The following is a 13,624-nucleotide window of genomic DNA, read 5'->3' on the forward strand; positions in this document are numbered from 1 at the left end:
AACTTTGTGAAATTAATATAACATATTTGTGAACGATTTATATTGTAGAATAAATACAAATTTATTAAAAGATTATTGTTTTAAATGACAAATATGTTACAAAATGCACAATCTAATGATAGAGGTGGTATAGATGAAAAACGATCCGTTTCGCGCAAGTTTTGATACTCTAGAAGAATTTGCAGATATGGTAAGTGAAGTTTTACGATGTCCGATAACAATAGAAGACGCCAACCATCGGCTCCTTGCCTACAGCACACATGATGATCGAACAGACCCTGCCAGAATTGCCACGATTATTGGCCGTCGTGTCCCTGAAAAAGTCATCAATTCATTATGGAAAGAAGGCGTCATTCCATTATTGTTAACGAGTCGGGATCCCGTACGAGTGAAAACCGTGGATGAAATTGGTTTAGGAAATCGGGTGGCGGTATCCGTTTGGAAAAATGATGAAGTTCTTGGTTTTATCTGGGCGTTAGAAATTGAAAAGACATTAGGCGAAGAAGAAATGGAATGTTTAAAACGAGCTGCGGATGCTACAAAAAATAAACTGATTCAACTGCAAACCCGTAAAAATAAAAAAGAGGAGCAATTTCAAGAGTTTTTCTGGCAGCTGTTAACGAGTCATCTTTCTTCCAATGAAGAAATCATTAATAAGTTTCATTCACTGCAAATTTCGACCCCTTCTTTATTTGCGGCAGCTGTATTTCAATTTTCAAAGGAATTAGGTAGAGATGATGAAAAGCATATAGCCTATCTGTTAAAAACCATTCAACAGCCAAAGATTTTACTTTACACCATCGACCATCAACAATTAATCTTGTTTATTTCACTTGATGGAATTGGGCAGCCTGTGAATAAACTAAATACATTTTGTGAGCTGTTTGTTGATAAAATGAAAGAACGATTTGGAATTGAATCGATTGTTCAAGGCTACAGCGGTGTTAATAGTGATTTACGAAAAGTAGAGAAATCATATAAAGAGGCTCGAACCGTTTTATCTGTAAAAAGAAAATTCCCTGATGAAGCAAAAGAAATCCACGGCTACCAAAGCTTAGGAATCTATAAGTATATAGATGTATTGATAGAAAAAGCAGGTACAGACCCAAATGAAAACTATTCTCTGAAAAAGCTTCAAGAATATGATAAGAAAAATAACACCGATCTCGTAGAAACATTAGAAGTTTATTTAAACAAAGACAGCAATGTTCATGAAGCCGCAAATGAATTAAATGTCCATACCAACACATTAAATTATCGACTCAAGAGAATATCTGAAATTGGTGAGATTAATCTAAGAGATCCCAACCAAAAGATTACCCTCTTTATAGATCTCAAGCTTGAAAAGTACAAATAGGAAATGCAGGTGACAGGCACCTGCTGTTTGAAAATTTAAACAAAACGAAATATTGTTTTTTTAAAATGTAAACCCTACCATTTTTCCTTTTATATCAAGGAATTTGTGAACGTTTTGTGTAAATTCACAAATAGAGTTATGTTGATTCTGCTTTCTAAACAAAGAAAAATCGTTTCAGAAGGATTATTCTAAAAACAGAAAAAATCATCTCATACTTCTAAGGGGGATAACGAAAATGATTATTGGCGTAGTGAAAGAAATTAAAAACAATGAAAACCGTGTTGCACTAACTCCAGCAGGAGTGGTTTCATTTGTACAGGCTGGACATAAAGTTTTAATCGAAAAAGGGGCCGGAATTGGAAGCGGTTTCCTAGATGTAGATTACACTCAAGCTGGTGCCGAAATAATCGAGTTGGCTGCTGATGTTTGGACACAGTCTGAAATGATCATGAAAGTTAAAGAACCTCTAGAAAGTGAATACAAATACTTCCGTCAAGGATTAGTATTATTTACCTACCTGCATTTAGCTGCAGAGCCTGCTTTAGCGCAAGCACTTAAAGACAGCGGCGTCATCGCGATTGCCTACGAAACAGTTTCTGTTAACCGTACGCTTCCGCTTCTTACACCAATGAGTGAAGTAGCTGGTCGTATGTCTGCACAAATCGGAGCACAATTTTTACAAAAACTTAATGGTGGTAAAGGTATCCTGCTTGCAGGCGTTCCAGGGGTTAGCCGTGGTAAAGTAACCATCATTGGCGGCGGTATTGTTGGAACAAATGCAGCAAAAATGGCGATTGGTTTAGGAGCAGATGTAACAATTATTGACTTAAGTGCAGATCGTCTTCGTTATTTAGATGATGTCTTTGGAAACCAAATTAAAACATTAATTTCAAATCCATTTAACATTGCAGAAGCAGTGCAGGATGCTGACCTAGTAATCGGTGCCGTATTAATTCCTGGAGCAAAAGCTCCTAAACTAGTTACAGAGGATATGGTTAAAACCATGAAGCCTGGTTCTGTTATCGTCGACGTTGCGATTGACCAAGGTGGAAGCGTCGAAACCATTGATCATGTAACAACACACGATAACCCAACATTTGAAAAACATGGTGTTGTTCACTACTCCGTTGCGAACATGCCTGGAGCTGTTCCAAGAACATCTACAATGGCTCTTACGAATGCGACTGTTCCATATGCATTACAAATTGCCAATAAGGGTGTTGTGAAGGCGATCTCTGAAAATCCAGCATTAAAGCTTGGTGTGAATGTGGCGAATGGGGAAATTACGTACGAAGCGGTTGCTAGAGACCTTAACTATAATTATGTTTCAGTTGAAGCAGCATTGGAAAAAGAAGTTACAGCAATCTAAACAATTAAGTTCCCCTCAAGTTCATGCTTGAGGGGTTTTTTATAGGGTCAAATCCGGGGAGGGAAATTTGTGATACTTCAGAGTTACCGCGATACATGGGCAGAAATTTCGTTAGACGCGATTAAACATAATACGGACCAATTTAATAAATATATTGGACCAACGGTTAAATTAATGGCTGTAGTGAAAGCCGATGGGTACGGTCACGGAGCTGTCCCGGTCGCTAAAGCAGCATTACAAGCCGGCGCCGATTACTTAGGGGTGGCCATTTTGGATGAAGCCATCCAGCTGAGAGAGGCAGGAATTACCCATCCTATTCTAGTATTAGGGTATACTCCCATTCGCTCAGTAAGGCAGGCAATCTTAGAAGGAATTGATTTGGCTGTTTTTACGGAAGACGTTCTTAACGAGGTAATTTTCCAATCCCAGCAACTGCAAAGACGGGCAGCGATCCATTTAAAAATTGATACTGGAATGACTAGAATAGGTGTTCAAACACGTGAAGAAGCATACATTTTAGCAAAAAAAGCAAAAGCAGCACCTTATGTCACGCTTGAAGGCATTTTTACTCACTTTGCCAACGCAGATAGCACCGATCCATCCTATACGCTTCAGCAATATGAACGATTTCAATCGGTCATTTCGTTTTTAAACTATCAACATATTCGTATTCCATTAAAGCATTGCTGCAATAGTGCAGGGACGATGAACTTTCCTGAGATGCACCTCGATATGGTCCGTGTAGGAATTGGATTGTATGGACTTTACCCTGACGACTCGTTAAAGAATCATACGATCTCATTCCAGCAAGCCATGACACTTAAAACGAAAATTGTTGGGCTTAAAAAGGTATCAAAGTCGCAGTCGATTAGCTATGGATGTACCTATACTCCATCAACAGATAGGTTAATTGCCACACTGCCAATCGGTTATGCAGACGGACTCTCCAGACACCTTTCCAACTGCGGGCAATTCCTTTTACATGGACAAAGGGTTTTAGTGGCTGGCCGAGTCTGCATGGACCAAACCATGATTGATGTAACGAGCGTCCCCTCCTGCCAGCAGGGAGATGAAGTGATTGTTTTCGGGGGAGATGATGAAGCCTTTCAATCCATTGATGAAATTGCACTACTTATGGGGACCATTAACTATGAGGTTGTCTGCTTAATCGGGAAACGTGTTCCACGTGTATATATGGAAGCAAACAACGAAATAATCGAGAATGACCTGCAGACTGTGGCATGTACATGATTTGCGGAACTTCCATGAAAAAAGGTCACATGAACTTATCTACGTGACCATTTTTCTTGATTTTAAGCTTTAAAGGGCATTAGACCTATGGTGACAGGCACCCGAAATTAATTTCCGGTTAGACACCATCTATAACGGATGAGGTTGCGATGGTGTGCCATAGGTTTGCGCTTATGGCTTTGGTTTCTCCTTTTAGCTGCTGGCTGTCAAAATACAAGATTTCTTGTTCTAGCTCTTCTATTTTGGTGTTTTGGCCTGTTAGGTAGGCATTGATTCTTAGGACGGCGGTTTCGATTCTCCTCAATAGACCGCCGATCCGAAGATCGAATACATCAAGGCCAAAGATTTTATTTTCTTCCATCCATTGGTTATGATAGACCTCGATGAATTGCTCTACTCGTTTCTTCAATTCTGGCAAAACGAACTGGCTATATTCCGCTAAAGCCTCCTGATCTTGAACCAGATAAGCATTGCGAATCCCAATTCCGATTTCAGACTTTATCGCTAACACCTGGCTCAATGCAAACTGTGTTTGAAACAATGTTTCCCATTTAGGATTTCTCATCATACATTCGCCAAAATACTGAGCACAATCCCGGAAATGCTCGGCATAAGCCTTAGGGATAACATGCTTGTCAAATAAACCACACAAAATATCCTGGTATAATAAGTATTTAGGCGGGTTAAGGGAATGTCGGTCTGTCGAAGTATGGTCTGGTACCAGCATGGTCCGATCCAGATTCATAAAGTCCTCATAGCTACCGCCCACACATGTTTGAAAACGGGCGGAAAGGCTGCTTGTATCCTGGTTGCCGGCATAACAAAGCTCTGCCCATAGCTGTAAGGTCGGAAGGATGGAATAGATTGAAGCCTCGGCACCATTGTCTCCCCATGCGGTTAGGAAAACTTCTTTAATTCCATTATTCACACAGCTTTGATGAGCCATTTCCCCAATATATCTACTGAATTGATTGTTTGGCGAAAAGCCCATCCACTTCCAAGCACCACCGGCAAAAACAATCCGGTCGCTTAGCTGCTTATGCTTTTTCATCATCCCATCGTATTTTTCCGGGTCCACAGAATAGTAATCCCAGTAGACTAACGAGATATCATTAGGAATCATTTCGATCACATCCTGCCTGATTGGGCTATTCACATCATAATATTCCCCAGCATTCGCAAGCCGGAAAAACATATCGCTCCACATCATAGGCTTGTAGCCATATTTCCTGGCAATTTCCATCACTCTGCCAAAATGCTTTACCATCAGCATCGATCGTTCTTGGTAACCATGCTGATTAAGATACTTGCCAAGCCCCATCATATGTGCTTCATCCATGCCTATATTGATTTTTCTGCTCGATAGATTAGCAGCCATCGTTTCGAACATCCGATCAATCAATTGATAGGTTTTCTCTTCGTCTATTAATAAAATATCATTACAATCGACTATATCGGAAAAAGCATTCCATTTAAGAGCTCCACCTAAATGTGCCAATGTTTGAATACAAGGAACAAGCTCAATCCCAAACAAACTTGCGTATCGATCCATACTTTTTAGTTCTTCTCCAGTGTAACGGCCGCGCATATAGCCAAAATACGGATAACCCTCGATTTCATAGGTATCCTCGGTATAAAGCTGGACGGTCGTATACCCCATTAATGCCAGGTGTTTAATCATCTCTTGAAACGTTTCAACCTTAATCACAGCATTTCTGGAGCAGTCGATCATCACTCCGAGACTTACATATACGGGGTTCTCTTTCCTGTCAAAGACTTCCCCTTTTTTCACCTCTTCGATGAACAATCCCAGTGCACGATAGATTTGATGAATCTCTTGATAGAGGATGGTACCAGTGTTTCCATCATATGTAATATGGATACCGGCTTCTGTTTTCCCAAATTGAACCGGAATTCCCTCCTCAGACAATTGAATCCCTAATAAAGGCAGAATTTCCGTAACAGCTGAAACTTGTTGATCCGTTAATCCTTGCAGTTTTACTATCATTCACAATACCTCCTAAAGCGGGAAAAAAGAAGCCTGCACGAGCTCAATGAACTGACAGCTTCTTTTCCCTTTTGAGTTGCTTATAAAAGTAACTTGAAATGGTCATAACAACCAATAACCCATTACCTAATCTTTGCTTGTTCGACGACTTCTTCAGGCCAATGCAATTGAAGCTTTTGTTCTTCTAACATTGTTTGAAAGGCTTCTAGGTGTTGTGGATTTTCACGCACCTCATGCGGTGTGACATGGTGAAGAATAGCATACGCCGCCAAATAGCCTGCTGCTTCACCAATATTCCACTCAGTCGGGTGTAATCGGTAACAGCCATTTGTGATTTGAGTGGTGCCGATATTTTTACAAGCCGGGAGGAGATTTTTTACCCGGACCGGCAGCAAGGCGCCCAATGGGATTTCATACGGATTGTTTGGAATATAGAAAGTCCGATTGGAGACCGTCGTTGGGTGAATGTCTAAGTGATAGCTTCCAACGCCGACACTGTCGAAATACTGACAAATTCCCTTTTCACCTCGTAATTCCTTGCTTACATCGTGTTCCGTAATCGTGTACACCGCTTTAATTCTCCGCGATTCACGAATATAAGGGTGTTTCGCCAATCCATCCTCAGTTCCCAGAACATGCTTGCAAAGCCGTAACCCTGGGAAGCCTTTTCTTCCGTCCAAATGAGGCGCCTCTGTTTGCAGCCAGTAAAGCAGCGAAAGACTTAGTTGTCTGGCACCCTCTAAATTTTTCAATCTATCTTCTTCCGGTACGTCATAAATCGGTTCTATATAATAATCATTCTGTTCCCAATTAATCAAGGTAATTTCGCTGTTAAATAAATCTCCTTCGAAAATGGAAGGGTCGACAATTCTCCGATAATCCCATAATGACGGGATGCCCTTATCATTTGGAAAAAGCGTAAATTCCTTCATGGTTTCCGTATCATCTACATCCGTTGCAGACCAGCTGAAGATCGGCAAGGTAGAAAAACTAGGAATATACTGGCGCCAAAAATCATATTGAGCGGGTTTTTCAATCGTAAAGTCTTCCCCTTCAAAATATTCAACCGCGAACACATGGGTAATCGATTGCATATCAAGTGGATTCGCTTCTTCCAATCCATGCGGTTCACCGTTTTCCGATTTCGATTCCGCCCCAGTTACATACTCCACTTGGGCTAAGGGTAAAACATCACCACAATCTGTGGCATCTAAATAATAGCTGCCTTTTAGTAAAACGGTAGTTTTCGTAGGTATATGCTGAACCGTAACGGATTGTACCCTATCCATATCGGTATCAGCTGCTATAGGTTTATATTCATGCAGGATAGTAATGCGACCGCTATTTACGTAAGGTGCCAGCATATCCTCCATTACCTGCAAGGCTACTTTCGGTTCATGAGCTAGCCTGCTCACCCAGCCATTCCCTGGATTTAAAGTTTCATTCTGTTTACTTTCCTCCGTCAATGGATAATTATCCCTATAGTATTGACGGACACGATTTCGAAATTCTCGATAAGTCCCTGTGCAGCCAAAGCGTTCGATCCACTGATGTTCATCTGGTGGAACCGCTTGACTCGTTAATTGGCCACCGATCCAATCCGTTACTTCTGTCATGATGACACGCAGTCCCTTTTTGGCCACAGCCAAAGCGGCCATACATCCGCCAAGACCCCCGCCTATCACAATCACATCTGCTTGACGCTCTTTCATCCCGATATCCTCCATTGCTTCATACTTCTCCATCTAGAATCCATTCTCATGTGTGTTACGAATCGTGTCGATGATGAGTTTTGCCGCTCCGATGGAACCAGCCATATTACCAAGAAGTGCAGGTCTTACCTCAACCGGTACAGCACTTTTCTTCAACGCTTTCAAAAAGGCATCCCACCAAAACTCCTTTGATTCGATCACCCCGCCGCCAATAATGACAGCTTGTGGATCTAAACCATTCGAGAGATTAGTGATCACCACGGACAAATGGGCAATGTACTCTTCAATGACAGAAACAATTTCTTTTCTGCTATTCTGGTAATCTTCCATTACCTTTACCCCTGACTCATAGGATTGGTTTGTTGCTTTCTCGGCAAAACGAACGAGTGCATTCCCAGACAAATACTGCTCCATACAGCCCTTTTGGCCACAATTGCAGGGAAGGCCATTGGGAATCAAGATTACATGCCCCCACTCGCCGCCACTCCAGTGTGCCCCTCGAAAAATTTCTCCGTTCACAAGGTTTGCTCCACCAACACCCGTACCAAGCGTTAACATCGTAATATCTTTTAAGTTCCTTCCAGCACCTAACCATTGTTCACCCATAAGGGCAGTATTGGCATCATTATCCACCACCACAGGGAGATTTAGATGATGCTCTATGATCTTTTTTACATTCGTTCCCTGCCAGCCAGGCAGATTAGCGGTTGCATAAACCACTTCACCAGTGGCTACATTGACTCTTCCCGCTGTACCAATTCCAACCCCTGCAATATCCTGATGGGCACTGTGCAACTCTCCAACGATCTTCTTCAGGTTTTCAACAATATGATCTCTTCCAAGAGATGACTCTGTATCGATTTTTAAGGAATGCAGCATTTTCCCATGATCATCAATTACCATTCCTTTTATCGAAGTGCCGCCAATATCAATCCCAGCAACCTTCACAAATTTCACTTACCTTTCGATTCAATGTAGAGTATCCAGGTTAATTTTGGGTTTTCTCTTTCATTTTTTTGATTTCAGACACATACATTTCTGTAATCAGCTGTGGTCTCGTAATCGCCGACCCCACAACTACCGCATGTGCTCCAAGACACAAAGCCTCAGTCACTTGGCTCGGCAAATGAAATTGACCTTCGGCAATAACAGGGATTTTAACTGCATCATATACCTCTTTTATGAGTTGAAAATCCGGTCCATATTGTTCTCTTTCTGTATAGGAGGTGTATCCAGATAATGTGGTCGAAATACAATCCACATGTAGTGCTTCGGCCATAAGAGCTTCTTCCAATGTAGAAGTATCCGCCATCACTTTTACACCATGATTCTGAATGTACTTTACGAGTTCTTCGAATGATTCACCATTCGGGCGTAATCGATTCGTCGCATCCAAAGCTATGACATCAACCCCAGCTTCGATTAACTCTTTCACCTCCATCAGAGTTGGCGTAATATAAACCTCACTATCCGGATAGTTTCTTTTTATTAATCCGATCACAGGTAAATGGACGGTGTTCTTAATTGCAACAATATCAGCTGCCCCGTTGGCACGAATTGCTCTTGCTCCGCCTATTTCTGCTGCTTTTGCCATTTTCGCCATCACGTCGGCACCATGCAAGGGTTCATCCTCTAAAGCTTGACATGAAACGATTAATCCCTTTTTGACCTGTCCAAAAAATGAATCGCTCATTTTATCATCTCCCCTAAATCTCCTTCTCTTGCCTTCTATTAGAAGTTATCACTTATCATTTCATTCACAAATCCACTATTCAAATGTTTAAAACTCCATTAATCAAAGAAGCTCTTCACTGCATCCATCACATTTGTCTCAAAACGAGCGGTTGTATAGCAATGGTCACTCCCATGAATCCAATGGACCGACCCCTTTTCGGCAAAAATTTCAGCCAGCTTCCATGAAACAAAAGGCGGTACAGCATCATCATGTGTGCCATGAATCAGCTTCACTTCAGCGGTAACCTGCTTTGCCGCCTCATAAATATCGAGTTCGAACACATCATCGAGTAAGGCTTTTCCGATCACATTGCCGCCGAAATCAATGGTTCCCGTTTCGATGTAATGGAGTAACGCTTCTCCTTGTAATTTTCTTGTTAAAACATCCTGCATATTGGCTGCTGGACTGAGCAAAATCAGCTTCTTTACCCGTTCCCGCAAACTCGAAGCAGCTAAGATGGAAACCGCACCGCCCATACTAAATCCAAGCAGATTCATAGAATTCGCATCTATTAACTCGCAATTTTCAGCATAGTGAAAGACCGCTAGGCAGTCTTTCACCTCAGAGGTCATCGTCATCTCTATAAACTTGCCATCACTTTCTCCGCTGCCAATAAAATCAAAGCGAAAACTCGCGAATCCCCTAGCCGCTAATGCATCCGCCAGCTTTTTAAATAAAAAATGAGATTCGCCTTTATGCCCGGTAAATCCATGGTTATAAATGACCGCTGGAAACGGACCATCCCCGTCTGGCTTTGTCATCATTCCCCTGATGGTCAATCCGTCTCTCATTACTTCAAAATGTTTGATTTCCACCACAGCACGACCTTTTTTAATTGGTTGTCTTCGCTTGAACATGTGTTTTCAAACCGACTTCAAACATCCTGCTCCAAGGCATATAGCAATCGTCTATGATCACTTGATAGGTGTCATCCTGAAGATGATCATGAATAAACTGTTCTAATTGTTCTTTCACAATATCTGCTACTTCACCCTTTTGTCCATCTACCTGAAAGTAGTTAAAACCCCTCTCAGGTAATACCTGTTGCGTAACATAGGCGCGGACGTGACCGCAATACCCGCCATCCTCCACATAACGAAGCGATAAAAAGTCCAGATGCCCTTTTTGTTTTCCGTATTGTTGATAAATCATCCCTTGTGCAATGCACGTACCTAACGTGTTCGAACTCGTATTCCAGCCGGCATACCCTGCCAATTCGAACAGAAGTCCTTTTTCTTTTAATAGCTTCAATAAGCTGAGATCCCCACCATTAGCATAGGCAATATCCGCTACAACACAAGACTTCATCAAGGTACGAGTAACATAATCCGCATATTCTGTTAACTCGACAATATTTCGTTCAACATTGTAGCTGACAGGAGTGTCTTTTTGCGAGATAGCTTCGACCATCGTCGCACCTGGTGTATTGACCAACAGAACTATATCCGCATCACGGATAGAAGTAGCCAGTAAACCGCCGGCTGCGAGAATTTGATACTTTAAACTTTCATATAAAGGACGATCCTCATATTTAGGAATCACATATGGCCCTTTTATGCTCGAAAAATGAGGATAAAGGAGTGGACGATTCCCATTAAAATGATTGATCATTCGTGCTAGAAGTGTACAGCCTACTTCATCTGCACCTGGATACATATAGACATTTAATTCCGTTCCCAGAGTGGAGATCGACTCCCTCAATGTTTGTTGATCAAGGGCCGTTAAACCGTATGGAGCAGAGTCATCTTGAGGAATAATCATAAAGTCAATCGTTTGATCCTTCACATAGTCAACCGCTGCCTGATTAACAGCTAAATTAACCTTTCGTCTTGATAAATAATCTTCTAAAAAATGGGCTGGCAATTTAGCCTCAACTTTTTCTAATCTAGATATTTCTTCCTCAGTTGCTATCCCCAGCTCTAGTCGATGCTTGATATAGCCTTTTTGAAAGATTTCTGTGCCCCAATCTTCATAATAATCCGGTTCCTCATCACTGCTAGAGTACTGCGGACAGCGCATGATCAGTTGGAACGCAAACAATTTTATGTCTGGGTTGATTTCCCTTATCTTTTTGAGGTTGGCTAACCGTTCCACACCTTCCTCTTTCGTTAAGGAATGAAGTCGGGAGGGAATAATCCCGCCATATAAAAGCGTATCAAGCGAAACAATCGCTCCGTCCGCGTCCTTAATTTCCTCCAATAGCCAGTTCCATAATCCTGCCACATTCCCAGGAGTTTTCTTTTGTCCCATTAGCACTATGTCTGGCTGTACAATGTTGAATTCCGTTCCTTTCGCCAGCGCAGCGGGAAAATGATAATTGCATGGCCGTTCATCTAATGGAACATATACTATTTTTTTCATCCTTCAAACCTCCAATAGATACTATTAATGCCTTATCCTTTAACCGCTCCAGAAATCCCTTCCATATAATATTTTTGTGTGAACAAGAACACCACAATAATCGGAATGACGGAGATAACTGTTCCGGCAGCAATCCAGCCAAAGTTAAACGAAAATTGTCCGTTTAGGAAACTTAGTGCGGATGCTATCGGATACTTCGAGGTATCATTCAGCACAATAATCGGCCATAAAAAATTGTTCCAGAAAGCCATGAATTCTAATAATCCAATAACAGCAATAGCTGGTTTTACCATTGGCATGATCAATTGGAACCAGATTCTAAACTCAGAAGCACCATCCATTTTCCCGGAATCGCGGATTTCCAGCGGCACGCCCATGTATGCCTGTCTCATTAGGAAAATATTAAAAACCGATATGATCGATGGCAGTATCACCCCTAAATAAGTATCCATGAGCCCTAAGGCATTAATCGTAAGATAATTTACCACCAAACCAGCTGCGGCTGGTATTATCATTGTCGCCACCAACAAGAGGAAAATGGTATCTCTACCTTTAAATTTAAAAACAGCGAGAGGGTAAGCCGTTAAACAAGAGAAGAAAATACTCAAGACGACACCTATAACAGCCATCACCACAGTGTTCCAAATATATTTAAAGAAGTCCATAAACTCCCAAACTTCAATGTAATTTTTAAAATCAATAAAGGTTGGAAAAATCTTAGGCGGGAAGCTAAATACATTCTCACCCGGCATTAAGGAAACACTGACCAGCCACAAAAACGGCCCCATCATAAACAAAGCAAAAACAATCAGCCAAAAATAGAGAAATAGTTTTTTAAGGGATTTCGATATGATTCTCATAAGCAGTCATCCATTAATATGGATTCACACCACCTTTTTTGTTAAAAGCAAAGATCACAATACTAATCACCATAATAATCGCACTGACAATTAATCCTAAAGCGGACGAATATCCAAAATCAAACTGTTGGAACCCTTGCTGATAGATATAGACACTTGAAGTTAATGTAGCATTCCCAGGTCCACCTGATGTTAAGACAAACACTTCATCAAATACCCGGATGGCGCCCATCAATGAAATCAAACTGCAAAAGAATACATATGGTTTTAATAGTGGGATGGTAATATGACGAATGACTTGCCAGCGATTCGCGCCATCAATTTGCGCTGCTTCGACTAAATCCTGGGGTATCGCCTGAAGACCAGCTAAGTAAATCATCATGTAATAACCTAGGCCCTTCCAAAGGGTAATGAACATCAGTGCCCACAAGGCAGTATCAAAGTTCGATAACCAGCTGATTTTTTCGTCAATAATTCCGACAGACATTAATATATAGTTCACTACACCATTTTGACTTAATAACCAGCCCCAGATGATGGCGACAGCTACCATCGACGTGACAACAGGTATGTAATACGCACTTCTAAAAAATTTAATTCCTGCCATTTTTCGATTAACGAGAATGGCCATTAAGATAGAAAAAAGTTGAATAAATGGAACGACAATCACGTATAGCATCGAGTTTTTTAAGGAAACGATAAAGTTTGTATCAGTAAAAGCACGGGTAAAGTTTTCTAAGCCAATAAATTTCGTTTCTGAAATTACCGAGTAATTCGTAAAAGCGAGCGGCACACTGTATATGATTGGCCAAAACACAAAGAGACAGAGTAAAACTAGTCCTGGAGCCATAAAGAGCCAGGCGATTTTTGCCTCTGAGCTCTTCCGCTTTCGTTCGCTCTTGATGCCTGCCTTTTTTATTTCTTGTTCCTTCAAAAGCTGAGTATTCAACATGACCCCCCCCTTAGAGAAA

General features: G+C 41.3%; 11 protein-coding genes. 3 read left to right on the plus strand and 8 right to left on the minus strand.

The features are described 5' to 3' along the window. Positions 1-133 precede the first annotated feature (133 nt). The 3 genes from TR08_RS11995 to alr all read left to right on the plus strand — a co-directional run bounded on the left by TR08_RS11995 (position 134) and on the right by alr (position 3,977). Entirely contained in the window at positions 134-1,357 is a 1,224-nt protein-coding gene (locus TR08_RS11995) for a PucR family transcriptional regulator (RefSeq protein ID WP_045518410.1), read from the plus strand. Between the two features lie 235 nt (positions 1,358-1,592). Further along, positions 1,593-2,726 carry an alanine dehydrogenase gene (gene ald / locus TR08_RS12000; protein ID WP_045518411.1) on the plus strand — a complete coding sequence of 378 codons (1,134 nt, stop codon included), beginning with the start codon at positions 1,593-1,595 and terminating at the stop codon, positions 2,724-2,726. A 69-nt stretch (positions 2,727-2,795) separates the two neighbouring features. Next, complete coding sequence (gene alr, locus TR08_RS12005; protein WP_045518412.1) at positions 2,796-3,977, plus strand: alanine racemase; 1,182 nt, start codon at positions 2,796-2,798, stop codon at positions 3,975-3,977. A gap of 118 nt (positions 3,978-4,095) precedes the next feature. Here alr and TR08_RS12010 read toward each other — a convergent pair whose 3' ends face one another. The 8 genes from TR08_RS12010 to TR08_RS12045 form a co-directional block, all read right to left on the minus strand. Then, positions 4,096-5,985, minus strand: coding sequence for a family 20 glycosylhydrolase (locus TR08_RS12010; protein WP_052427434.1), 1,890 nt, complete (start codon positions 5,983-5,985; stop codon positions 4,096-4,098). 122 nt (positions 5,986-6,107) lie between these two features. After that, complete coding sequence (locus TR08_RS12015; protein WP_238579122.1) at positions 6,108-7,730, minus strand: FAD-dependent oxidoreductase; 1,623 nt, start codon at positions 7,728-7,730, stop codon at positions 6,108-6,110. Beyond that, on the minus strand, positions 7,731-8,645 hold the full coding sequence (locus TR08_RS12020) for an ROK family protein (protein ID WP_238579123.1): 915 nt from the start codon (positions 8,643-8,645) through the stop codon (positions 7,731-7,733). It lies immediately after the preceding gene. Between the two features lie 40 nt (positions 8,646-8,685). After that, complete coding sequence (locus tag TR08_RS12025; RefSeq protein WP_045518414.1) at positions 8,686-9,390, minus strand: N-acetylmannosamine-6-phosphate 2-epimerase; 705 nt, start codon at positions 9,388-9,390, stop codon at positions 8,686-8,688. A 98-nt stretch (positions 9,391-9,488) separates the two neighbouring features. Next, complete coding sequence (locus TR08_RS12030) at positions 9,489-10,247, minus strand: alpha/beta hydrolase (RefSeq protein WP_193747726.1); 759 nt, start codon at positions 10,245-10,247, stop codon at positions 9,489-9,491. A gap of 16 nt (positions 10,248-10,263) precedes the next feature. Continuing rightward, entirely contained in the window at positions 10,264-11,793 is a 1,530-nt protein-coding gene (locus TR08_RS12035) for a DUF4127 family protein (RefSeq protein ID WP_045518415.1), read from the minus strand. A gap of 32 nt (positions 11,794-11,825) precedes the next feature. Next, positions 11,826-12,653 carry a carbohydrate ABC transporter permease gene (locus TR08_RS12040; protein WP_081954447.1) on the minus strand — a complete coding sequence of 276 codons (828 nt, stop codon included), beginning with the start codon at positions 12,651-12,653 and terminating at the stop codon, positions 11,826-11,828. Positions 12,654-12,666: 13 nt separating this feature from the next. Continuing rightward, positions 12,667-13,602 carry a carbohydrate ABC transporter permease gene (locus TR08_RS12045; RefSeq protein WP_238579124.1) on the minus strand — a complete coding sequence of 312 codons (936 nt, stop codon included), beginning with the start codon at positions 13,600-13,602 and terminating at the stop codon, positions 12,667-12,669. Positions 13,603-13,624: the final 22 nt, after the last annotated feature.

This window comes from Neobacillus niacini (assembly GCF_000759675.1).
GTDB classification, from domain to species: Bacteria; Bacillota; Bacilli; order Bacillales; family Cytobacillaceae; genus Neobacillus; species Neobacillus niacini_A.

What these genes read in the sequence shown, in the direction of transcription:
- TR08_RS11995 (WP_045518410.1), top strand. Translation starts at nt 134, where the DNA reads ATGAAAAACGATCCGTTTCGCGCAAGTTTTGATACTCTAGAAGAATTT.
- ald (WP_045518411.1), top strand. Translation starts at nt 1,593, where the DNA reads ATGATTATTGGCGTAGTGAAAGAAATTAAAAACAATGAAAACCGTGTT.
- TR08_RS12010 (WP_052427434.1), bottom strand. Translation starts at nt 5,985, where the DNA reads ATGATAGTAAAACTGCAAGGATTAACGGATCAACAAGTTTCAGCTGTT.
- TR08_RS12015 (WP_238579122.1), bottom strand. Translation starts at nt 7,730, where the DNA reads ATGGAGAAGTATGAAGCAATGGAGGATATCGGGATGAAAGAGCGTCAA.
- TR08_RS12025 (WP_045518414.1), bottom strand. Translation starts at nt 9,390, where the DNA reads ATGAGCGATTCATTTTTTGGACAGGTCAAAAAGGGATTAATCGTTTCA.
- TR08_RS12035 (WP_045518415.1), bottom strand. Translation starts at nt 11,793, where the DNA reads ATGAAAAAAATAGTATATGTTCCATTAGATGAACGGCCATGCAATTAT.
- TR08_RS12040 (WP_081954447.1), bottom strand. Translation starts at nt 12,653, where the DNA reads ATGAGAATCATATCGAAATCCCTTAAAAAACTATTTCTCTATTTTTGG.